We start from the raw sequence: 22468 nt of genomic DNA, 5'->3' as shown, positions 1-22468 counted from the left end.
GCGATCCGGACCCCACAATCCCACAAAGGGGTAATCTTGAATCCCCATAAGTAGGGCTAGACGTTCTTCACGCTGCGCCGGATCAAGGCGAGACTCAGGCGGAATATCGTACCGCTGCGCGGTTCATCTTTCCCTGTTCCTTAGACATACGGGTCCCGTGAAAATTATCATGGCAGTCATGTCGCTGAGCCGCCGTGAATTTCTTCGTTCGAGTGCCATTGTTGCTGCCGCCTCCACTGTTGCCACCCATTCGCTTCTTGCCAAAGCTGGAAAACCCTCACCGATCCGGCTGGGGATGTGCAGCTATACGTTTCGCGAGTTCGACCGGGCGCATGTGATCCAGTTCATGAAGGAGCTGAAACTTACCGATCTGAACGCGAAGGATGTGAGGGACCATCTGCCGATGACTCCGCCGGAGGCGACGCTGGCAGCGGTGGCCGACTACAAGGCGGCGGGCATCACGCCGCGGGCGGTGGGCACGGTTTACTTTCCCAAGGATGAGGACGATGACGTGCGCTCGCGCTTCGAGTATGCGAAGCGCGCCGGAGTGAAGGTGATCGTGGCGGGCGATCCGACGCCGGAGACGCTGCCGCGGATTGAGAAATTTGTGAAGGAGTATGACATTCGCTTCGCCCTCCACAACCACGGGCCGGAGGACAAGATCTGGCACTCGCCGCTCGATGTGCTGAAGGCCGTGCAGAACATGGACCCGCGCATGGGCTGCTGCATCGACGTGGGACATACGGCGCGCGCAGGCGTTGACCCGGTAGAAGCGATCAAGGCCGTTGGGCCGCGCCTCTTTGATGTGCACATGAAAGATCTTGCCGACATGAAAGTAAAAGAGAGCCAGGTGCCTGTGGGCGAGGGCAAGATGCCGGTGCGGCAGATCTTTGAGACGTTGATTGCGATGAAGTATCCGGGGTATGTGGATTTAGAGTACGAGATTCATGGGGATGATCCCATGCCTGGGGCGACGAAGAGTATTGGATACATGCGTGGGGTTTTGGGGGAGATGGGGTATGTGGCTTAGTTAATCGGATCTTGATGTCGCGGCCCCCGATTCAGGGCTTTTTCGAGTGTTCGATCATGTTGTAGAGCGAGGGAATACCGAGCAACTTTAATTGCCTTCGTTTATGCTTACCAATTAGCAAGATGCCAGAAGCCTTCAAATAGGCTTCGACCTGCTCTTTTATAAACTTATCGGCGTCTAGATATATATTCGCGACGCGCATGTGTTTGTACCACTTTCCCCAGCCATTAATTAAGTTGGTTAATTGCTGTAAGGTCTTGAAGAGACTGTTTCCGCTGTCAGGTTTTAGAATTTCCTTAACTTTTCCCTTAAATCTCGTCACCGCTTTGCTTGCTGGGTAGATTTCTTGACCTTCGAAGCGAATACCGAGAAAGAGCAGCCCGTCTTTTGAAAAACTTCCGATCTTGCTTTTAGAGCCCTGTTCGTCGAGAGTATGAATTTTCAGGTTAAGGGTCGTTAATGTGTCTCTGCAAAGCCCATGTGCTCTATGAGCATCCTCTAGGCTCTTACACATTACTACGAAATCGTCAGCATACCTCACTAGATTGAAGCTGTGCTGAACCATTCTTCGGTCGAATTCATACAAATAGAAATTAGCAAGCATTGGAGATAACACTCCACCTTGAGGAATGCCCGTATTGGCGCCAAAAAACAGTTCTTGGAATTCGGTGTGATGGCTTTGAAGATCTTCCAATTCCAAATCGAAACATTTACGAAGAAGGCTCAGGAGACTTTTTTGGCGGACTTCTTTAGAAAACATTTGCCACAATACTTCGCGGTCAACCGAGCCAAAGAAATTGATTATGTCAGCCTCGAAGTAATACTTATTACCTTGATCGATAAGTTGATGTATTCGATTAATCGCCGGGGTAACGCCCCGTCCTTTGATAAAGGCGAAACTGCAGTCCAGATTAAATTGATTGAACCTTGGTTCTAAGAATAAGGCGATCGCCTTCATCACAACGCGATCCCTCACGCTGGCGATCTGAAGTGGACGTGGTTTGTTAGATCCGGACTTTTTAATGGCATGAGCTCTCAGCTTCTTGAACTCATACTTGCCTGTGCGCAATTCATTGCTAATGTCAGACAGATTCTCGTCGAGCCGGCTTTTGAACGCTCTTATGGTTACATTGTCTAGCCCTCTGGACTGCATGTTGCGTTTGGAGATTTCTCTCCAAGCTTTGCGAAGAAATTCCTTGTCAGAGACTCTAAAGAGGGCTGATTGTGCGTTCATGGTTGAAGTTATGCCGCCTGCGGAGAATTACGGATGCAGGCGGCGTTCACTAACGGCTTTGCTTGAGCAGTACGACAAAGATCCGTACGCTTTTCGCAGTCGCCTTCGCTTCGTGTCGACGCGACGCCTCCACCAAGACTCCATCGAATCGCAAACCTAATTGCTAGGTTGCCAGCCAACGGAGCGGTGGTGCAGTTTATACAGGCCAGATAGATGCAACAAACCCCGGCCGCTTTCAGCGACCGGATCACCCCATTATCAATTCTAACCAGATTGGTTTTTTGTCAAGCCCTTTCGAGCTCCGCCCGCCTCTCGCCTCCAGGTTCTTGCTACTTGCCATCGTTCTCCTTTTATCCTCGACAGCACCTTTAGGCGCTGCAGGTGTGGACTGTCTCTTAAGACCGGCCCGGCCTGCACGCTGTGGATGTCGTCCGAACTTCACTAACGGCTTTGCTTGAGCAGTACGACAAAGATCCGTACGCTTTTCGCAGTCGCCTTCGCTTCGTGTCGACGCGACGCCTCCACCAAGACTCCATCGAATCGCAAACCTAATTGCTAGGTTGCCAGCCAACGGAGCGGTGGGCACCAATGAATAATGATATCTCTATCTGCATGAGGGATACGAGGTCCTTTCCTGCGCAAAACGCGGAAAACTAGGGCGCAAATATGGTGGGAATCAAAAACGTCAATAACAAGTAAGTAAGAGGATATTTAATTCTTAGTGGACGGTGGCCATTCAAGCCATCTTTTGGTCTGAGTGGGATAGTTCGACTGCGGTGCAAAGCTTTCCCACCGCTCGCCCGCTCGCGATCCACTCGGGCTCGATCTCAACGCGTCTTTCTTATTTGTAACGGTTGTGACGAGGAATGTTCCAGAATGCACAGGTCGCGGTGGAGCAGACATTGGACGCGATTTTATCGCGTTTACCTCAGGGGCTAAAGCCTCTTTAGACGGGGCTTCGATGGCACGGCTTCAGCCGTGCCCTTACGAACCATTAAGAAATTTCACCCTCGTTCGCCATGGTGGAATCATGTACATTCCCAAATTGAATGAAAAGTCGCCCGCTCTTGTTCTCTGCTAGTTGATTCGTGAGCGCCCGCTGGCGCAGCTGTCATCGTTCAGATTCTTTCCTTCGATTGGGCTCAGGACAGGCTCTCCCGCTGGTCGTCAGAATGACGGCTTAATAAGGCTTGTTGCTGGGATAAGAAGCCCCTCGTTGTCTTGCGCGTTTTCACCGGCCTGAAGGCCGGTGCTTCTACCGTTGAATCAGTGCGCGCTTTGCGCGGTCTTGTTCGACCCCACCCCTTCGGCAGGCTCAGGGAAGGCTCTATCTCCTCGAACTGCGCGAGGAGACAGGATGAGGCAACCGTGTTCTGTTGGTGGTTTGGGTTCATGTCGTACGTTTTTGCTTCGAGGTGGTGAGCGAGAGGGATCGTTGAGATTCTTCGCTGCGCTCAGAATGACGGGCAGGGGGCGAGAAAGATGGTTTGAGGCGATCGAAAAAATCTTTTATTCTCCATTGAGTTGCCCGAAATGAGGCACCCTTTTCTGCGAATCCGTAAAACACTCGGGTGGATTTTTGCGTCTATTTAAGAAAGCCCCCAAAACAGTTGCGATCGTATGCGGGAGCGACGCGGTGGATTCCTTCAGTGCTCTTGGTGTGTCATTTTCTGTCTTGCAAACGCCGCTTCTCAGTGCGAAGAGAAGCTATAAAAGGAAAACTTACACTATGTATATTCCCCGGCATCATGAAGAGACACGTGTTCCCGTGCTGCATCAGCTGATGCAGCGGCAGCCGTTCGCTTCTCTGATTACATTCGGTATCTCCGGTCTTTATGCAACGCATCTTCCCATGGTCCTGGATGAGCAGGAAGGATCGCTGGGCGTGCTGCGCGGGCACATCTCGCGGGCCAACATACAGTGGCGGGAATACTCGCCGGATGTGGAGTCGCTGGCCATCTTCTCCGGGCCGCATCATTACATCTCTCCTTCGTGGTATGCGGAGAAGCAGGAGACGGGCAAGGTGGTTCCGACGTGGAACTATGCGGTGGTGCATGCCTATGGCTATCTGAAGGTGATTGAAGACGCCGCCTGGCTGCGAGCGCACGTGGAGCGGCTGACGAATATTCACGAAGCGACTTCGCCCGAGCCGTGGAAGGTGACGGACGCGCCGGCAGGCTATGTGGCGTCGCTGGTGAAAGGCATTGTCGGGCTGGAGCTTCCGATTGAGCGGCTGGAGGGTAAGTGGAAGGTCAGCCAGAATCGCTCGGAGGCTGACCGGCGGGGCGTGATTGCCGGGCTCGAGGAGCTTGACACGACCAACAGCATGATGATGCGGCAGATGGTATCGGATACGCTGTAGCCTTACTGGAGGAGTCCGGGATCACACTCGGCGGCGAACTGAGCTTTGCGAAGGCTCGTGGCGTCCTTCGCATTCCGAGTGCGCGACATGCTAGACTCAGCGGTTCACCATGAGCTACGAAAACATTCTTGTTGAGATTCGCGACGCTGTCGCTGTTGTTACGCTGAACCGTCCCAAAGTTTTGAATGCGCTGAATGCGGCTACGCTGAAAGAGTTGGGAGCGGCGGTGGAGGAGTTGGTTGCGAATTCTGCCGTGCGCGCTCTTTTGCTGACTGGAGCCGGGGAAAAGGCCTTTGCGGCCGGAGCTGACATTCAGGAGCTTGCGCGCGTTTCGGCGATAGATGGACATGCTCTGGCGCTCTGCGGGCAAGGCTTGTTTGATCGCATTGAGAACTGCGGAAAGCCGGTGATTGCCTGCGTGAATGGATTTGCGCTGGGCGGCGGGTGCGAGCTGGCGCTGGCCTGCACCTTCCGGATCGCGAGCGAGACGGCGAAATTCGGACAGCCTGAAGTCAAGCTGGGGATCATTCCCGGGTATGGCGGATCGCAGCGGCTGCCGCGGCTGGTAGGCAAGGGCGCCGCGTTGAAGATGATTCTTACGGGCGAGATGATTCCGGCTCTGGAGGCGCTGCGGATTGGGCTGGTTGAGGAGGTTGTCGCGCCCGATCAGCTAGTGGCGCGTGGCGAGCACATTGCGCGCACGATTGCGGCGCAGGCTCCGCTGGCGGTGGAGAAATGTCTTGAAGCCGTGCATAGCGGATACGATCTGCCGCTGCGGCAGGCGCTTGACCTGGAGGCATCACTCTTCGGGCTGTGCTGCGCGACCGAGGACAAAGCAGAGGGAACGAAGGCATTTCTGGAGAAGCGTGCGGCGGTGTGGAAGGGCCAATAAAAAAGATGCGCAGTGGCATGTGGTCCACTGCGCGTAGGAGGCCAACAAATTCCGGAAAGTAGAACCTGATTTACCGGCTTTGAAGGTCACAGTAAATGGTTTTACCAAACCGTGCGGACATTAGGCTCTTGTAGAATTCGCATTGTCAAGTAAATGTTTTCACAAGTTCCCCGATTCCGGGACGCAGGATGGGTGGGAAAATTCGATTCTTTTGTCGTTGTGGACGCGTACCTGAGTGAAGGTGAAACGCGTTTGAATGACGGAAAAGTAGTAAGCAATCGGTTTCCTGCTGCGCAATCTTGCTGGATGGCGTGAGCGCACGCTTGATATGCTGCGCAGTAGTGTCCCTGATTGCATGAAGCTTAGAAATCGTCTGACCGCATTTGTTGTTGCTCCTGCTCTGATTTTCATTGCAGCCTATGTTGGTTGCAGGCGTTCGGAAACGCCGGCGGCCGGTGCTCCGCCGGATGCGGCGGCGCAGGCGCGCGAACAGGCGAAACAACAGGCGCAGGCAGCGGCCAAAAAGATCGATGCCGCGCGCGAGGAACTGGAGCAGATTCCGCCGCCAGCAAAGAGTCACTACATGGCCATTCACACGACGGAGAGCTGGAACAATCCCTTTTTGATTGTGGGCGGACAGAATGTGACGCTGCGGGTGATTTCTCCGGATCAAACCGGGAGCCCCGCGCTACCGAGCGCAATGCTGAAGCCGGCAAAAGCGCGGCGGCAGGAACTCGAATTGCGGCTGGGAGACTTGCCGGATGCGCTTGGCGCACTGCCCTCACAGGATTGGCCGTATGGGCGGGTGATTGCCGTCGAGGAAGACCCGGCGGAGACGCGCGCGAACCGTTTGCAGGTTCGGCGGAACGTAGAAACAACGATGGGAGTGCTCAATAATCTTGGCGTTGTCGTCTATGAGTGGCCGACCACCGGGACAGCCCGTTAAACGAAAATCGCAAAGACTGCGCTGCGATCGGAAATAGCAGCTCTCATTTTCAGGTTGGAATCTAGACGAGCTTGAGGGCGGGAGCGGTGCGGCGGATATTGCGCGCGTGCGGCTTTGACGAGCGGTGCACGATGGTCAGCTTTTCGCGGTCCAGGATTTTGCGCTGTTGGCCGCGCGCGTGGTTCGCCCACGGGCCAGTATTGTCCAGCTTGAGATAGGCGGTCCAGTGGCGCAGGGCTTTGCGGCGTTGTCCGGTGCGCTCGTAGGCCAGGGCCAGGTTGTAATGCGCGTCTGCGTAAGTAGGCACGAGGCGGATGGCGGATCGATAAGCCTCGATGGCCTCTGGAAGATGCTGCAGCTCGTCGAGCACGTTGCCAAGGTCAAAGAATGCGAGCGCGTATTCGGGGTCGACGGCGGTGGCCTGACGGTAGAGGCGCTCGGCCTCTAGAAATTGCCGCTGATTGTAGTGAATGGTGCCGAGGTTGATGCAGGCTGGCGCATGCATTGGGTCGAGCAGCAGGATTTCCCCGTAGATCGCGGTGGCTTCGGCGATCTTATGAGCTTCCTCGCAGCGGACAGCGTCGAGGAACAGACCGTTGGCCCGGGCTTCGCGATGGACTTGATCGAGCACCGTACTGCCGAAGGTCGTCGTGTTGCGGGCGGCGCCCGCGTCGAAATCGAAGACGAACTGGCGGGCGATGGGTTCCATGGTGGCGCCGGAATGACGGAAGAGGAGACGCGAACCGCGGCGCGCTGTTCCAGCCTCGACCAGTGGGTTGGACATGCCGGAGACCGAGCGCATGGCGGTCACTGACTCGCTGATTTTCGCGGCGGACATCCGCTTGGCGCGGAGATCGCGCAGCTTGCTGAGTTGGACCAGATCCTGAAAGGAATAGGTTTCAGTAGGGGCGATGAGGCCACTGCGCTCCCATCCGCGCAACTGCCTGGGATGGATGCGCAGGATACGCAGCACGTCCTGACGGTTATACGGGTTCACAGGGCGAACCGTTTCTCCTTGGAGTCATAGACCCCGCCTCTTGAGGCGATTATGCGCATCGGGGCGTTTGGATACAAGGGGATGAGTATGAAAATCCGTGGATAAATGGTATTTAATTCGATTCCGGCTGTGGATTTCCAACTTTTTCCTAATGAAATTGACGCCGTTCAGACGGCGTGATCCGATGAAAGCTAGTGAGTCGCAAGCTTGTTCTTCCGGTCGATGAAATTCTGCCGACAATCCTCTCTTCCCTAAAGCGCTCTCCGAACCTCGTGATCGAGGCGTCACCCGGTGCTGGTAAGACGACGCGCATTCCTCCCGAGATGCTCAAACTCGTGGACGGTGAGGTCATGGTGCTCGAACCTCGTCGCATTGCGGCACGGATGGCGGCGCGGAGAGTTGCCTCGGAAATGGGTGAACGGATCGGCGAAACGATTGGCTACCAGGTTCGATTTGACGAAGTCGCGGGCCCGCGCACTCGGCTGCGGTTTGTGACTGAAGGGGTGTTGACGCGGCGCCTCATTTCAGACCCGAATCTCAAAGGTGTCGCGGCCGTAGTACTAGATGAGTTTCACGAACGCCATCTCGAAAGCGATCTCGCTCTCGCCTTATTGAAGCTGCTGCAAGGCAGGCGGCCTGATCTGCGCATCGTGGTCATGTCAGCAACGCTCGAGGCCGCATCGGTCGCTCATTATCTTGATGACTGCCCGATCATACGATCCAAGGGAAATTTGTTTGAGCTTTCGATCGAGCACTTGCCCTATTCCCCAAAGCCTCTTGAAATGCAGGTGCGGGATGCAGTGGAAAAGCTGATCGCGCGTGAAAACTCCGGGGATATTTTGGCATTTCTCCCCGGCGCTGCTGAGATTTACCGGGCAATGCGCGAGTGTGAAGAGAGTGCGCGACGAGCGGGCCTGGTGATTCTGCCGTTGCATGGCAGTTTGTCTCCAGAGGAACAAGACCGTGCGGTCACGCCAGGATCGCAGTGGAAACTTATATTGGCGACCAATGTCGCGGAAAGCTCGATTACGGTTGAAGGAGTACGCGCTGTCATTGACAGCGGTCTGGCTCGAATGGCGACCTGGTCGCGATGGACCGGATTGCAGACACTGCAGGTCGGACGAGTGAGCAAGGCTTCTGCAACGCAGAGAGCGGGACGAGCCGGGCGCACCGGACCCGGGCGCGTGTTGCGCCTTTACACTAAAGAGGATTACCAATTACGGGCGGAGCACGATACGCCGGAAATTTTGCGCAGCGATCTGTCGCAGCTCTGCCTGACGATGCGCGCGATGCAGATTGATCCGGTAAAAGATGTGCGATGGCTGGATGCGCCGCCCGACGGCGCGATGGAAAGCGCCGGTTCACTTCTGGATCGCCTTGGAGCCACTGGAGATATGGTGCGGCAGTTGGCGCGCCTTCCGGTGTCTCCGCGGTTGTCGCGGCTTGTGATCGATGCGCAGAAACGAGGTGTGGGGGAGGACGGCTGCGTGGTTGCAGCGCTGCTCTCGGCAGGCATCGAGCCGGGGAGCAACGATCTTCTCTCTGCCATGGATCAGGGTCGGGATCAGGGTCGGGATCCTCGACTGGAGCAGCCTCTTGAACAACTACGCAGAATTGCGCGACCGTCTCGACGCCAACATCATGATGAGGATGCTCTACTCAAGTCTGTGCTGACAGGCTTTCCAGACCGTGTGGCGCGACTGCGAACGGGGAATCAGTTACTGCTCTCGTCAGGGGCATCGGCTGAGGTGAAGGGCCAGCCTCCTCGCTATGAGTTTATGGTGGCTGTTGATGCCGAAGACCGCAGTGATAAGCCTCTGCCATTGGTCCGCATGACAGCACGCATCGAGCCGGAGTGGTTGATCGATTTGTTTCCGGATCGCGTGCGAGAGCAATCCGGCGTCGTATGGAATCGGTCGGCGGAGCGGGTGGATGCCGTAAGCATGCTGCTCTATGACGATTTAGTGATTCAGGAATCGCGCGGCGCCGCGCCTGCGCCCGAAGTGGCTGCCGAATTGCTGGCACAGAAGGCGATCGAAGCGGGGATGGGACGCTTTGTCGATCAAGACAAGCTTGATCTCTTCTTGTCGCGGGTTGAGTTTGCCGGTCTTGAGCCGCCGGATGTACTGCAAACGCTTCGGGAGTTGTGCGTTGGATTGCTGAGCTTTGCGGAACTGAGAACCGCATCACAAACCTTCATCCAAATGCTGGAGCGGAAGGTCGGTGTCCGTCAACTCAATCAGATCGCGCCCGAATCGCTGCGATTGCAGAGTGGACGGCAAGCGAAGATTCACTACGAACGCGGCAAGGCACCCTGGATTGCTTCGCGATTGCAGGACTTCTTCGGCATGCGAGAAACTCTGCGAATCGGGCAAGCCCATACACCGGTGGTCGTTCACCTGCTTGCGCCGAATCATCGACCGGTGCAGACCACCACGGATCTGGCCGGATTTTGGGAAAGGCTCTATCCCCAGGTTCGCCGCGAGCTGATGCGGCGATATCCAAAGCAATCATGGCCTGAGCGACCCTAGAAGCCTGTCGCGCAACGAAGGGATGGTCGGTACGGTATTCTTCTCACGCCGTTTGGCAAGGCCCAGGAGTGAGCATGGAAATATATCGACGCCTGTTCGGTCGCATCGCGCCTGTTTTGATTCTTTGGATTGGCTGCACGGCTCCGCGCGCGGAGGACAGTGCGGGGCGCATGGACCAGGTTGTGCAGTCTTATGTAACGGGCAAGCAGTTTATGGGATCCGTTCTTGTGGCGCGGGATGGACAGATGCTTCTCGACAAAGGCTATGGTTACGCCAATCTGGAGTGGCAAATACCGGACTCACCGGAAGCGAAATTCAGGCTGGGATCCATCACAAAACAGTTCACTGCCGCTTCCATTTTGCTGCTTGAGGAACGCGGCAAGCTGAAAACTGAGGATCCGGTGAAGAAGTACATGCCCGATGCGCCACCGGCTTGGGACAAAATCACGATCTACAACCTGTTGACGCATACTTCCGGAATTCCGAGCTTCACTGGCTTTCCGGACTATCACTCGAGTGAGGCCACGCCGACTACGCCTGAGAAACTGGTCGCCCGTTTTCGCGACAAACCTCTGGAGTTCCAGCCGGGAGAAAAGTGGAACTACAGCAACTCCGGATATGTGCTTCTGGGATACTTAATCGAAAAGATCAGCGGCAAGAGCTACAAGGACTTCGTTGAAGAGAACATCTTCAAGCCGCTGGGCATGAACGATTCCGGGTACGACTCGAATACCGCAATCATTCTGCATCGCGCCTACGGCTACTCCCCTGGAACGAACGGTCCGGAGAAAGCGGGCTACATTGATATGAGCATTCCTTTTTCGGCGGGTGCTCTCTACTCCACGACTCACGATTTGCTGCGCTGGGAAGAAGGGCTGTTCGGGGGTAAGCTTCTTTCTGCTGTGTCATTGAAGAAAATGACCACGCCCTTTAAAGAGAACTATGCATGCGGGCTCATGGTGCGAAGCGTGAACGGGCACAAAGAGATTGACCATGGCGGCGGCATCGAGGGATTCAATACCGAACTCGCTTACTATCCAGATGAGAAATTGACTGTCGTGGTGCTTGGAAATCTTAATGGGGGTGCACCGGGAGATATTGCTGCAAAGCTCGCGGCGGTTGTTCACGGCGAAAAGGTCGTACTGCCTTCGGAGCGCAAAGAAGTCACTGTGCCTTCGGCCGTCCTTGCCAAGTATGTCGGCACCTATGAACTAGCGCCGACGTTCAGCATGGTGATTACCCTCGAAGGCAATCAATTGATGGAGCAGGCTACGAATCAGCCCAAGTTCCCGATCTTCGCAGAATCCGAGACCGAGTTCTTCCTGAAAGTGGTGGATGCACGGATCGAATTTTTCAAGAACGATAAAGGTGAGGTCACACACTTGGTGCTACACCAGGGTGGAAGGGACACTAAGGGTGTGAAGAAATAGCGTGCGGAATACTCTTTATACGCTTAAAAAGGCATTGATTTAGAAGGGCTTGGAGCCGACGACCGGACTTGAACCGGTGACCTGCCGATTACGAATCGGCTGCTCTACCAACTGAGCTACGTCGGCCTGTTCTTTGAATTTTATCGTAAAGCAAGGGATGCGTACACTCACGGGGAGGGTATGCCGCTATGCCTGATCGGATGAATTCTGACGCCGGTAAGCACTGACTAATATCGCAACGGTGATCGCGACATAGAGAACACCCGTGATGCCTTCCAGTGCAGCCAGCATCCGTGCCTCGCTCTGAAGCGGAACCACATCGCCGTAACCGACGGTTGAAAGAGTGATCAGGCTGAAGTACAACAACTCGCTCTGACGATCGGAAACGGTGTTGTTGGGATGCCCAAAGGAGCCGGGGTAGACGACATCCATCGCGCAGTAAACAGCGAACCAGGCCATCCCGAGCAACAGATAAATGCTCATCGCGGTATAGAGATGCTCACTGGTAACGGAACCAGCATTCCTCAGGTATGAGAAGAGCCCTATAACAGCAAGGCAAAAGAATACAGCCAGCAATCCCCATTTGATTCCGAGTAGAGTTCGATTCGGCCAGATCACACTTGCCACGCCCAAGGCCAGGACGCCGAGCATCAAAAGAACCGATACCCTCATCCATCGCTTTGTTTGCGATAACTTCACTGTCGACAGAATGACGGGCACGAACATCAATGCACTGAGGAACATTCTCCGCAGGTCGCCCTGATCCAGGAGGGGATACAGCAGAATAACGAGCAAGAGGGATATCGGGAGCAAGATGTCGGGTCGTGATTGAATTCGTGTGGGCACCTGGACAGTGTCAGTTCGAACGTCAAAAATTGAGGCCTGAGAATGAAAGAAGCCGCCCGGCAACAGGGCGGCTTCCTTCTTTAGGGAGAATAGTTCCAACGGAGGCAAAGCCATCAGAACTTTCTGGCGAAATACTATGGGTGCACCAAAGGGGTGTCAAGGCAAAATCAGGAGCAATATAATCCATTAAAAATGAATAGGTTACAGAACTCGTCCTGTTTCAGTCGGAAATTCACAGAATTTCGCCCTCTGTTCGCCATGAGCGAGGTCTTGATCTGTAACGGGTTTAATTTCTGATACTTAAATTAGTTCTGCACTGCGTTTGGTGCAAATCCGTTCTTCTTCGCATTTATCGCAGCTTCAGGCTGATGAACTCCTCATCGTTCAGGGTGGAAATTGGCTTGCCGCGCAATCGTCGAAGTGCGGCGCGCCCACCCCCGAAGAACAGACCTAAGATGATGGCTGCCGCCCCGAGAATTCCTGTGAGATAGGCGATGCCCAGCAAGAGGCGCGCTGTCTTCGAGGCTTCACTGACGTATCCTTCGGGATGGTTCCAGGTGATGTCGGCGCTGTAATTGATGGAGTTCAGCAGCTTACGTGCTTCGTCGACAGAGAAGCTTCCACTGGTGATGGCGATGAGCGGCCCACTGCGGCGAACCAGCAGGCTCGCTTCATTGCTGTCCGCGAGTGCTTGCGGCCATGCGGCTTGTGGTGAGTTCCCGGTTTTCAGCAGCGTCTGTATCGTCTGCTGCTGATGGATCGCCATCTGCGGCGTGGGATACATGAGAAGCGTCAGCGTGCCATCGCTGCTCTGTGTGGTGTAATTCGCCGTTACCGCTTCGGCTTCTCGGTCGAAGTCAATCACATTTGGGGGCAGGACCCCTCCGCTGCGCGCATACGCCACTGGGCCAACAGCGTAGTGCACCGTATTTGGATTAAGCGATGTGATGGGCAGATATTTTGGAAGTGGCGGCGCGACTGATGTGGGGCCGCTGGTTTTTGGAAGATCGTTTGCCAGTTCACGCAGTTGTGCGGCGGACATGGCGGTCAGGTGATCGAAGGTTGCATCGATCACAATGGTTCCGGTCCAGAAAAGAACGTGGGCACCATCGAATGCTCCATCGCTGCCGATGTCTTCCTTCAACATGCCCGGACGTCGGTAAAAAGTGAAAGCTCCGTATGCGCCGGTTGCATCCTGGAAACGGATGGCGCGCACGTTCAGTTTGTTGTCGGGTTGCGTGTAGTTCGCTGCAGCGAATTCCGCGAAGCCGTATTCGTGCAGCACTGCGGCATTGGCCTGGTCGGCTGCTTCGGGTGCGGTGCTTCGCTGTGGAGCGACTGCCTGGCGCCATCCTGCGAAGTCAGCAGGCAAAATCGGGGGTGGCGGGAGCTTGTCAGGTGGAAACGGGACCCCAGGAGGCCCCGCTGCACAATTACAAGTGGAGACTGCGGCGAGGACTGCGATGGAAAACAAGCGGCGAAACATAACGGCTTGTTGTTGAGACTACCACCGCAAGCGTTTCGTTGCAGAGTCCAGGTGCCGCAGTTTTTTTCACTATCACGGCGCATCATGCGGCTAGCCAGCGAAAGATGGCGGTTCGCCCAATCCAGATCGCGCGAATTCGAGACATAAGCAAGATGCTTTCAAGGCACGTCCGAGGAGGATTCCGTGAAAGCCTTTCGCATATTACTTGCACTAGTATGGTTGATGCCTCTCCAGGCTCTGCAGGCTCAGATCGAGGAGCGCGCGCTCTTGTCCGTCAATATTCCTTTTGCCTTCACTGTTGAAAATACCCACCTGCCTGCCGGGCACTACCTGATTTACGCGGATTTTGCCGTCACGATGGATCAGGCCCAGGCTCGTCCAGGCCGGGCGCGATTGATCTTCAATCGCTATAACACGGAATACGTGCTGCACCAGATCGATAACAGTGCTGGGAGGACCACGGCGACACTGCATGTCACGAAGCGGGAACGACAACTTGCAAACGGCAATGCTCGGCCCGACATGGCAATGGTCTACGCCGAGACCAGGACCCAGCGCGAATAAGTCTCCCAAATGCGAAGAGGCGTCGATCCAACCCTCGACACCCTCTTCGCTCTTTTTTATTTGGTACTTGTTACTGCAGCAGCGTACCGTTTTCCGCTTCCTGCTTGGCTTCTTCCGGCGGAATGACGACCGCCGCCGCCACCTTGTCATCTTCTTCAAGGTTCAGAAGCTTGACGCCTTGCGTGGAGCGTCCGGCTGCGCGGATGGTCTTGGTATCGATGCGGATGATCTTGCCGTACTGACTGATGACCATCAGCTCCGAAGTCTCATCGACTAGTTGGATCGACGAAACCTTGCCGTTGCGCGCCGTCGTTTTGACGTTAATGACGCCCTTGCCGCCACGGGTCTGCAGGCGATATTCGTCTACATCCGTGCGCTTGCCGAAGCCTTGCTCGGTGATGCTGAGGATGAGGCAGTCGCAGTTGGCTCCCACTTCATCTTTGCGGCGCTCACGCGGCGTTACGGCACTACCGACAACATAATCCTTCTTGCCGAGGTCGATGCCACGCACACCGTAAGCCGGACGGCCCATAGAGCGCACATCGTTCTCGTCGAAGCGGATAGCCATGCCTTCATGCGTGGCGAGGAAGACGATCTGGTTGCCATCGGTGATGCGCACGCCGATCAGCTCATCGTCTTCTTCAATGCCGATGGCTATGATGCCGCGTGCCATGACGTTCGAGAAGTCCTTGAGCGGAGTCTTCTTCACAGTTCCGTTGCGCGTGGCGAAGAAGACGAACTTGCCTTCTTCTTCGAGATCGCGCACGGGCAGGATGGTGCGGACAGTTTCGCCTGCCTGCAGGTTAAGCAGGCTCTGCATCGACTTGCCCTTGCCCGCCGCGCCCACGTCGGGGATTTCGTAGACCTTGAGCCAGTAGACGCGGCCCGTGTTGGTGAAGCAGAGCAGATAGGCGTGCGTCGAATCGACAATGAGCTGCGAGACGAAATCTTCCTCGCGTGTCTTCATGCCGGTGCGGCCCTGTCCGCCGCGGCGTTGCTGGCGGTAGGTGGAGATCGGCGTGCGCTTCAGGTAGCCCTGATGCGAGACGGTGACGGCAACCTGCTCGTCGGCGATAAGGTCTTCGAGTTGCAACTCGGCTGTCTCGTCAATGATCTGCGTGCGGCGCTCGTCGCCGTAGTCCTTGCGGATGGCTTCGAGCTCCTTGACGATGACGGCGCGCAGCTTCTTTTCGGAGCCGAGAATCGATTCGTACTCCTCAATGCGGCTGCGCACGTCGGCGAGTTCCTTGAGCAGCTCGTCGATCGAGAGCTGCGTGAGGCGATAGAGCTGCAGTTCGAGGATCGCATCGATCTGGCGGTAGCTGAGCGTCAGCGTCGGCGAGATGAGGGTTGCCGGGTCGATGGCGTAGCGGGCCGGGTCGAGCTTGACGCCAGCGAGCGCCTGATCGCGAACGGTGATTGTTTTTCCGGAGAAGAACTGGAAGAGATTCTCACGGGCATCGGTGCGGGAGGATGATCCGCGGATGATCTTGATGACGTTGTCGAGATGATCGAGCGCAATCTGGTAGCCGAGCAGGATGTGCTCGCGCTCGCGCGCCTTGCGCAGCAGGAAGGCGGTGCGGCGGCGGACGACATCGATGCGGTGATCGAGGAAGTGGCGGATCGCGTCAGGCAGCGCGAGTTCACGCGGCTGACCGTTGACCACGGCCAGGAAGATCATCGAGAAGCTCTCCTGCATCTGGGAGTGCTTGTAGAGCTGGTTGAGAATGATCTGCGGTTCCGCGCCGCGCTTGAGTTCGATGACGATGCGCATGCCGTCGCGGTCGCTCTCGTCGCGAACGTCGGATATGTCGTCGATGACCTTCTCGTTGACCAGCTCGGCGATGCGCTTGATGAGCGTGTTCTTGTTGACCTGATAGGGGATCTCGCTGACAATGATCGCCTGGCGGCCCTGGTTCATGTTTTCGATGGCGCACTTGGCGCGCATGAGGAAGCGCCCGCGGCCTGTCTGGTAGGCATTCCTGATGCCGCTGCGTCCATAGATGAAGCCGCCGGTCGGGAAGTCCGGACCTTGTACGTGCTTGAGCACTTCATCAAGCCCGGCATTCGGGTTGTTGACCATTTCAATGGCGGCGTTGACGACTTCAGTCAGGTTGTGCGGCGGGATGTTTGTCGCCATGCCGACGGCGATGCCGTTCGCACCGTTGATGATGAGGTTCGGCACACGCGCTGGCAGCACTGAGGGCTCAAAGGTGGACTCGTCGTAGTTCGGAGTAAAGTCCACCGTCTCCTGATCGATGTCGGCGAGCAATTCACCTGCGAGCCTAGTCATGCGGGCTTCGGTGTAACGCATGGCCGCGGGCATGTCGCCGTCGACGGAGCCGAAGTTGCCCTGACCGTCGACGAGCACGTAGCGCATACTGAAGGGCTGCGCGAGACGGACCATCGTGTCATAGATCGCCGAATCACCGTGCGGATGGTAGTTGCCCATCACGTGGCCGACAACCTTGGCGCACTTGGTATACTTCTTGTTATGCTGCAGCCCCATGTCGTGCATGCCGTAAAGGATGCGGCGATGCACCGGCTTCAGTCCGTCGCGCACGTCGGGAAGAGCGCGCCCGATGATGACCGACATGGAATAGGCGAGATACGACTGTTTCATCTCCTCTTCAATGTTGATCGGGATAAGGTTGGCTGCGCCGGGTCCGGTGGGTCCGTTTTCACCGCCGCCATTGCCGAGGGGAAGCTGAGGGTTCTGATCGTCTGCCATAAATTAGATTTCGAGTCTCAAACGGCCCGGGTGGAATGCGTGGTGAGGATCGGGCGGAATGAATCTATCTTTATGATACTAAAATAGTTATGCCCCAGCAATGCGGCTTTAGTCTATTGGATTCAGGGGTTTGCAGCCGTTGAAATTCTGGCCTCGGAGAATGTCCGGTACACTGAGGTCAGAACGCCACGAAAAGATGCCGCCTTCGACCGCCCACAGCATCCGTAAATTCCGCTTTAATCGTCCCCAACAGATCGCGGCCGTACTGCTTCTCATGCTGTTGGCGCAGTGTCTCTGGGTTGTGAAACATCAGACGCTCAGTGAAAGTGACTATGAATTTGCGCGCTGCGGACGGGAGATGTGGGAGAAGCCTTCGCCTCTCGCGGGATATTTCACGAGTTGCGGAAATATTCACGACGGAACGCTTGCGTATCGTGCTGCCGGACTGCCGCTGACCATTCAGAGAATCCTGGCCGGGCAAGCTTCTTCGACTTCGACGTGGGAAATGCGGCATGAAGTGAGCTATGTGAAGCTGCTGATGCGGCTTCCATTTATCTTCGCCGGGCTGGCTCTTGGAGCCTGTATCTGGTGGGTCACGCGGCGACTGTACGGCAACACCGGCGGCTACATTGCGCTCTCGCTTTATTGCTTTGCGCCGCCGATCGTGCGTGCCTGTACGTATCCCAATAACGAGATATTGGCGGCCTTCGGCTTGTTTGCTGTTGTGTACACGGCAATTGGTGTGGCACATGCCATGCAGGGTCCGAAGAAAAAGTGGCGGCCTCGGATCGTTCTGCTGACGCTGGCCTTTGGTTTTACGGCTGCGGCGCACGTGTCGGCATTTTTGTTGGGCCTCATTTTGACGATTGCCTTCATGGCCTATGTCGCTGAGGGCCGACGCGCTTATCTTCCTACGCTGGCCATAGTTTGGGTTCTAGGTGCATTATTCTTACTGTTTGCTTCGTATGCGTTTCGTCCCGATGCCTTTAGCTATGTTTTTCGCAGCGAATCGGCGAAGATGTGGTTTTCACTCGGTCAGGCTGGGGCGCTATTTGCATCGCTGATCAACTCCGGGATCACAATCGCTGCGGCGGGTGCGCTCGGGCTGTATCTCGCATTTCGGCGGTCGCGATACTTTGGAAATACCACCCCTTTGCTGGTTGCAGCTTTTCTGCTGTTGCTGGTGACACCTGGAGTGCAGAGCGAGCCGTGGCTGTGGGCGCTTCCATTTCTACTTGCGTTCATCGGTGGCGTCTTTGCCGATGTGCTGGAGACGCGTTATCGCAAGCCGTTTCTCTGGGTAACGGGCGCGATCGTTCTGGCTCAGGTTTCGTTGTGCGTTGCCGGGCTGCCTCTGCTCTGACAGTAAGTCAGTTTGAAGCTGCAGTGAAGTTACGCTTCAACGGGTGTGCCTCAGTATTGAAGACGATGGAATCGAAATCGAGCGTCGACGGCGGCGCAAAGAGCAGATAGAGATATTTCATCGTCTCAGCAAAGAAAAAACTCTCCATGCTGTCAGCCTTCTGCTTGGTGCGGACGTCACTGAGTGCGGCGAAGCCGACGTCGTTGCGGCAATACTTCATCAGTGAGTCAAAAAATGTCTGCCCCATCACGAGATATTTAGGATCGTGTGTGTAGTGATACAGATAGTAGGCCGACTCGATGATCTCCGGCCGTAGCGGATAGTTCGCGTCTTTGATCTGCATGGCCGCGTAGTTCAGTGAGTCAGGCTCTATACCGGCGAGATTCCACATAAGGTAGCTTGAGTCTTGAAGTTTTGCCGCTCGCTCGCGGTCGCCGCCAAGTGCCAGCACTGCGGGAAAGAAAGCATCGAGCGCTCCGTAGTAGGTTGCAATGCGTTTTCCGGTGCCCATATTTGCCTGTCCGTACCACAGACCGTTGGGGCGCTGGTCGGCAAGGTATTTGTTGATTGCTGCCGCGCTCTCGTTCCACATGCGCTCGCAGTCCTTGTCGTTGAAGAGGATGGCGCACTTCAGCAGGTATTCGTAGTAAGAATCGATGCCGCCCATGATTCCTGCCGTGCGGTCTGTCCATTTGCCGGTTTCGACGTTGATGCCAAGGCCGACGAGTCCGATTTTTGACTGACGCTTGTACATCGCGACGACAGCCCGCTTTGCTTTGTCGTAGTAAACCTGCTTGCCGGTGAGCCGTGCCAATGTGCCGTATTCCAAGAGCAGGCTGCCAACTTCCGCAGGATTGCTGTTGGGTCCGCGCACCGCCCCCGTGTGCAGGTTGACGTACTCGTATGGCATGCCGGTCGGCGAATTGAACATGGGGAGCATACGACGGCCAAGATCGTCGGCCAGTTCGAGCAGCCGTTTGTCGCCAGTCAGCTGATAGCTCGAAAGCAGACCGCCCATCATGCGGATGGTGATCTCGAAATCCTTTACGTACATGTCCTGATCGAAATTGAGCTGGGTGTCGATCAGCTTGCGCGCTTCGTCGGCCTGGGGCGTCAAGCCCATCAGGATCATCGTGTCCAGTCCATCGACGGGTGTCATCAGAAGCGAATGCGCATACCAGTCGTGCGGTTTCTTGCTCAGCGGTTTTAATGCGTCGTGTCCCCATGCGTATTGGCGGTAGCCGTCCCACGCGTGCAGGAACTCCTGGCGAACGCGCCGGGCCATCTCCGCCTTTTGCTGATCCGTCATCGAGAGAGGCTGGGGAGCAGCCTGAGCGAATGCGAGCGGCATCGGCGTGGAGAACAGAACACAGCCGAGAAAGACGAGCACAGAAAGGCGACGCATGATACTTACACTTTAATGCAAATGCTCGTCGTGGGAACGATTCCATTGTCGGGTTGCGCATGTGTTTCTGCAAGCTGCTACACTCCGAGTGAATGGCAGGCAAAGACGATCCGGAACGGCTTGTAAGTGCGGCGCGCGCCGAGGATGAGAGCTCTTTTGAACTGAAGTTGCGGCCGCGCTGGCTGAAGGAATTCATCGGCCAGCCAAAGGCCAAGGAGCAGCTGGCGATTGCCCTCGAAGCAGCGAAGAGCCGTGGCGAAGCGCTTGATCACGTTTTGCTTTTTGGGCCTCCGGGGCTAGGTAAAACGACGCTTGCCTCAATCATTGCGAATGAGATGGACGTAGGCTTCCAGCAGACCTCGGGCCCGGCGCTGCAGATTCAGGGTGACTTGACGGCAATTCTGACCAACCTGCGCGAGCGCCAGGTGCTCTTCCTCGACGAGATCCATCGCCTGCAACCGGTGCTCGAAGAAAAGCTCTACACCGCGCTTGAAGACTACAAACTCGACATCATCATCGGGCAGGGCCCGGCTGCACGCACGCACGTGATGGACATCAAGCCCTTTACTTTTGTCGCCGCCACCACACGCCCCGGGCTCCTCTCATCGCCGCTGCGCTCGCGCTTCGGCATCCTGCTGCGGCTGGAGTTTTACACCGATGACGACCTGCGCTTTATCGTCGAGCGGTCCGCGGAAGTTCTCAACGTACCCATCGATGAAGATGGAGCCGCCGAAATCGCCATGCGCTCGCGCGGAACGCCGCGCATCGCCAACCGCCTGCTGCGGCGCGTGCGCGACTTTGCCCAGGTGCGCGGATCGGGAAAGATTGACCGCAGCACCGCAGAGCAGGCGCTGAAGATGCTCGAAGTGGATGCGCATGGCTTCGACGAGCTTGACCGGCGGCTGATGATGACGATCATCGAAAAGTATGACGGCGGTCCCGTAGGCCTGAACACGCTGGCTGCGACACTCGCCGAAGAAGAAGACGCGCTCGAAGAAGTCTACGAGCCGTTCCTGATCCAGATTGGTTTTCTCGACCGCACGCCCCGCGGACGCGTGGCCACGCGGCTGGCCTATGAACATTTCGGGCTGCCGCTGCCACGAAAACAGAATCAGCTTTTCTAAGGAGACACTGCGATGGCCAGAACCGAATCCGCCATGCTTGCTCTGGGCACGCATGCCCCGGAGTTTTCACTGCCCGATGTTGTCAGCGGCGGCATGGTTGATCTGCAATCCGCCTCAGGCCCGAAAGGGCTGCTCGTCATGTTCATCTGCCGTCATTGCCCTTTCGTAAAGCACGTTGAAAAAGAACTGGCAAAACTGGGCCGCGACTACGAAGGCAAAGGCATCGGCATCATCGCCATCAGCAGCAACGACGCAGCTAATTATCCGGATGACGCACCAGCGAGTCTCGCTGAGCAGGCTCGCGCTGTGGGCTTTTCATTTTCCTACCTCTACGACGAAACGCAGGAAGTCGCCCGGGCATACGCCGCCGCCTGCACTCCTGATTTCTTCCTCTTCGATGGGAACTTGAAACTCGCCTATCGGGGGCAACTCGACGACAGCCGTCCGGGAAGCGGTATTCCCGTTACAGGCGAAGATTTGCGCACTGCCATGAACACGGTGTTAGCCGGCGAGCCAGTGCATCCGATCCAGAAGCCGAGCCTCGGTTGCAACATCAAGTGGAAATAAAAAGCCCGGTGTAAGATCCGGGCTTTTTATTTCCATTTAGAACAGATCACAGTACCAGGGACTTCAGATATTCGCGGAACTGCGGCCCCATGTCTTCGCGTTTGAGCGCGAAGTCGACCGTGGCTTTCAGCATGCCGAATTTATCACCAGCGTCGTGGCGAATTCCGTCGAATGTGTAGCCGTAGACCTTCTCGGTCTCAAGCAGGGTCTTGATGCCATCGGTGAGCTGTAGTTCTCCACCAGCACCGAGAGGGGTCCTCTCCAGCAACTCAAAGATTTTCGGCGTGAGAATGTAACGGCCGATAATTGCGTTCTTCGAGGGCGCGTCAGGCGGCTTGGGCTTTTCGACCATGCCCTTCACATTCATTACGCGCGGATTCTTTGCCGGTGTTCCATCGAGCACTCCGTAGGCTGAAATTGCCGGTCCTTCCACGATCTGTGTTGCGAGCACGGATCCCTGCAACTCATCGAAGACGTCGATCATCTGCTTCAGGCATGGCACGGGCGCGTCGATCACATCATCGGGCAGGATGACAGCGAACGGCTCGTCGCCAACCAGATCGCGCGCCATGAGAACTGCGTGGCCAAGTCCGCGCGCTTCCTTCTGACGAACGTAGGCAAGCTCCACCAAGTTGGAGACATTGCGTGTAACAGCAAGCAGTTCTTTCTTGCCGCGACGTTCAAGGGTTGCTTCCAATTCAAAGCTCACATCAAAGTGGTCTTCGATCGCCGACTTTCCCCGGCCGGTGACGATGATGATCTGCTCGACGCCCGCCGCGAGCGCCTCTTCCACGCCGTACTGGATGATCGGCTTGTCGACGAGCGCCAGCATTTCTTTAGGAATGGCCTTGGTGGCTGGAAGAAAACGGGTTCCAAGACCCGCAGCCGGGAATACTGCCTTTCGCACCTTCTTGTTCATTCGCTTCGTTGCTTCTTTCTAATCGAAATGTGCAGTTCGTG

At 56.1% G+C, this 22468-nt stretch carries 17 protein-coding genes and 1 tRNA gene; 10 read left to right on the top strand and 8 right to left on the bottom strand.

The features are described 5' to 3' along the window. Positions 1 to 169 precede the first annotated feature (169 nt). Positions 170 to 1030, top strand: a complete 861-nt coding sequence (locus tag H7849_RS18340) for a sugar phosphate isomerase/epimerase family protein (RefSeq protein WP_186741374.1) — start codon at positions 170 to 172, stop codon at positions 1028 to 1030. A gap of 31 nt (positions 1031 to 1061) precedes the next feature. Here H7849_RS18340 and H7849_RS18335 read toward each other — a convergent pair whose 3' ends face one another. Then, on the bottom strand, positions 1062 to 2264 hold the full coding sequence (locus H7849_RS18335) for a reverse transcriptase domain-containing protein (protein WP_186741372.1): 1203 nt from the start codon (positions 2262 to 2264) through the stop codon (positions 1062 to 1064). A gap of 1729 nt (positions 2265 to 3993) precedes the next feature. On the opposite strand from H7849_RS18335, the gene H7849_RS18330 reads away from it, so the two are divergent. From H7849_RS18330 to H7849_RS18320, 3 genes are all read left to right on the top strand, one after another. Next, on the top strand, positions 3994 to 4626 hold the full coding sequence (locus H7849_RS18330) for an FMN-binding negative transcriptional regulator (RefSeq protein ID WP_186741370.1): 633 nt from the start codon (positions 3994 to 3996) through the stop codon (positions 4624 to 4626). 109 nt (positions 4627 to 4735) lie between these two features. Then, complete coding sequence (locus tag H7849_RS18325; RefSeq protein WP_186741368.1) at positions 4736 to 5518, top strand: enoyl-CoA hydratase-related protein; 783 nt, start codon at positions 4736 to 4738, stop codon at positions 5516 to 5518. 355 nt (positions 5519 to 5873) lie between these two features. Continuing rightward, complete coding sequence (locus H7849_RS18320) at positions 5874 to 6464, top strand: hypothetical protein (RefSeq protein ID WP_186741366.1); 591 nt, start codon at positions 5874 to 5876, stop codon at positions 6462 to 6464. 61 nt (positions 6465 to 6525) lie between these two features. On the opposite strand, the gene H7849_RS18315 is transcribed toward H7849_RS18320, so the two are convergent. Then, positions 6526 to 7461: a tetratricopeptide repeat protein gene (locus H7849_RS18315; RefSeq protein WP_186741364.1), complete on the bottom strand. Its 936-nt coding sequence runs from the start codon at positions 7459 to 7461 to the stop codon at positions 6526 to 6528. A gap of 194 nt (positions 7462 to 7655) precedes the next feature. Between H7849_RS18315 and hrpB the strand changes: the two genes are divergently transcribed. Both hrpB and H7849_RS18305 read left to right on the top strand, forming a co-directional pair. After that, the gene (hrpB, locus tag H7849_RS18310) at positions 7656 to 9992 is read left to right on the top strand and encodes an ATP-dependent helicase HrpB (RefSeq protein WP_186741362.1); all 2337 of its coding nucleotides are present in this window, start codon (positions 7656 to 7658) and stop codon (positions 9990 to 9992) included. 74 nt (positions 9993 to 10066) lie between these two features. Then, a complete protein-coding gene (locus tag H7849_RS18305; protein WP_186741360.1) occupies positions 10067 to 11422 on the top strand; it encodes a serine hydrolase in 1356 nt (451 codons plus the stop codon). A 50-nt stretch (positions 11423 to 11472) separates the two neighbouring features. On the opposite strand, the gene H7849_RS18300 is transcribed toward H7849_RS18305, so the two are convergent. The 3 genes from H7849_RS18300 to H7849_RS18290 all read right to left on the bottom strand — a co-directional run bounded on the left by H7849_RS18300 (position 11473) and on the right by H7849_RS18290 (position 13754). Next, a tRNA-Thr gene (locus tag H7849_RS18300) sits at positions 11473 to 11548 on the bottom strand. A 60-nt stretch (positions 11549 to 11608) separates the two neighbouring features. Next, positions 11609 to 12166, bottom strand: coding sequence for a potassium channel family protein (locus H7849_RS18295; RefSeq protein WP_186741358.1), 558 nt, complete (start codon positions 12164 to 12166; stop codon positions 11609 to 11611). Positions 12167 to 12617: 451 nt separating this feature from the next. Further along, entirely contained in the window at positions 12618 to 13754 is a 1137-nt protein-coding gene (locus H7849_RS18290) for a DUF6599 family protein (protein ID WP_186741356.1), read from the bottom strand. 183 nt (positions 13755 to 13937) lie between these two features. On the opposite strand from H7849_RS18290, the gene H7849_RS18285 reads away from it, so the two are divergent. Continuing rightward, on the top strand, positions 13938 to 14318 hold the full coding sequence (locus H7849_RS18285; RefSeq protein ID WP_186741355.1) for a hypothetical protein: 381 nt from the start codon (positions 13938 to 13940) through the stop codon (positions 14316 to 14318). A gap of 70 nt (positions 14319 to 14388) precedes the next feature. Here the strand turns inward: H7849_RS18285 and gyrA are convergent, their stop codons facing one another. Continuing rightward, entirely contained in the window at positions 14389 to 17049 is a 2661-nt protein-coding gene (gyrA, locus tag H7849_RS18280; protein WP_186741353.1) for a DNA gyrase subunit A, read from the bottom strand. A 160-nt stretch (positions 17050 to 17209) separates the two neighbouring features. On the opposite strand from gyrA, the gene H7849_RS18275 reads away from it, so the two are divergent. Further along, positions 17210 to 18412 (top strand): hypothetical protein, encoded by a 1203-nt coding sequence (locus tag H7849_RS18275; protein WP_251106347.1) that lies wholly within the window; start codon positions 17210 to 17212, stop codon positions 18410 to 18412. 7 nt (positions 18413 to 18419) lie between these two features. Here H7849_RS18275 and H7849_RS18270 read toward each other — a convergent pair whose 3' ends face one another. After that, a complete protein-coding gene (locus tag H7849_RS18270) occupies positions 18420 to 19817 on the bottom strand; it encodes a glycoside hydrolase family 47 protein (protein ID WP_186741351.1) in 1398 nt (465 codons plus the stop codon). A 92-nt stretch (positions 19818 to 19909) separates the two neighbouring features. On the opposite strand from H7849_RS18270, the gene ruvB reads away from it, so the two are divergent. Together ruvB and H7849_RS18260 are read left to right on the top strand one after the other, a co-directional pair. Beyond that, entirely contained in the window at positions 19910 to 20941 is a 1032-nt protein-coding gene (ruvB, locus tag H7849_RS18265; protein ID WP_186741349.1) for a Holliday junction branch migration DNA helicase RuvB, read from the top strand. Between the two features lie 12 nt (positions 20942 to 20953). Then, entirely contained in the window at positions 20954 to 21508 is a 555-nt protein-coding gene (locus H7849_RS18260) for a thioredoxin family protein (protein WP_186741347.1), read from the top strand. A gap of 46 nt (positions 21509 to 21554) precedes the next feature. Here H7849_RS18260 and galU read toward each other — a convergent pair whose 3' ends face one another. Then, complete coding sequence (gene galU / locus H7849_RS18255) at positions 21555 to 22427, bottom strand: UTP--glucose-1-phosphate uridylyltransferase GalU (RefSeq protein ID WP_186741345.1); 873 nt, start codon at positions 22425 to 22427, stop codon at positions 21555 to 21557. Positions 22428 to 22468 lie beyond the last annotated feature (41 nt).

Origin of the sequence: Alloacidobacterium dinghuense, from assembly GCF_014274465.1 — a bacterium.
Classification (GTDB): domain Bacteria; phylum Acidobacteriota; class Terriglobia; order Terriglobales; family Acidobacteriaceae; genus Alloacidobacterium; species Alloacidobacterium dinghuense.
The sequence above is the reverse complement of the archived record's forward strand: the minus strand, read 5'-3'. Positions and strand labels throughout refer to the sequence as shown.

Coding starts and splice junctions, on each gene's coding strand:
- ruvB (WP_186741349.1), top strand. CDS start 19,910: ATGGCAGGCAAAGACGATCCGGAACGGCTTGTAAGTGCGGCGCGCGCC.
- H7849_RS18260 (WP_186741347.1), top strand. CDS start 20,954: ATGGCCAGAACCGAATCCGCCATGCTTGCTCTGGGCACGCATGCCCCG.
- H7849_RS18295 (WP_186741358.1), bottom strand. CDS start 12,166: ATGTTCCTCAGTGCATTGATGTTCGTGCCCGTCATTCTGTCGACAGTG.
- H7849_RS18335 (WP_186741372.1), bottom strand. CDS start 2,264: ATGAACGCACAATCAGCCCTCTTTAGAGTCTCTGACAAGGAATTTCTT.
- H7849_RS18330 (WP_186741370.1), top strand. CDS start 3,994: ATGTATATTCCCCGGCATCATGAAGAGACACGTGTTCCCGTGCTGCAT.
- H7849_RS18275 (WP_251106347.1), top strand. CDS start 17,210: ATGTCCGGTACACTGAGGTCAGAACGCCACGAAAAGATGCCGCCTTCG.
- H7849_RS18340 (WP_186741374.1), top strand. CDS start 170: ATGGCAGTCATGTCGCTGAGCCGCCGTGAATTTCTTCGTTCGAGTGCC.
- H7849_RS18270 (WP_186741351.1), bottom strand. CDS start 19,817: ATGCGTCGCCTTTCTGTGCTCGTCTTTCTCGGCTGTGTTCTGTTCTCC.
- H7849_RS18305 (WP_186741360.1), top strand. CDS start 10,067: ATGGAAATATATCGACGCCTGTTCGGTCGCATCGCGCCTGTTTTGATT.
- gyrA (WP_186741353.1), bottom strand. CDS start 17,049: ATGGCAGACGATCAGAACCCTCAGCTTCCCCTCGGCAATGGCGGCGGT.
- H7849_RS18290 (WP_186741356.1), bottom strand. CDS start 13,754: ATGTTTCGCCGCTTGTTTTCCATCGCAGTCCTCGCCGCAGTCTCCACT.
- H7849_RS18325 (WP_186741368.1), top strand. CDS start 4,736: ATGAGCTACGAAAACATTCTTGTTGAGATTCGCGACGCTGTCGCTGTT.
- H7849_RS18320 (WP_186741366.1), top strand. CDS start 5,874: ATGAAGCTTAGAAATCGTCTGACCGCATTTGTTGTTGCTCCTGCTCTG.
- galU (WP_186741345.1), bottom strand. CDS start 22,427: ATGAACAAGAAGGTGCGAAAGGCAGTATTCCCGGCTGCGGGTCTTGGA.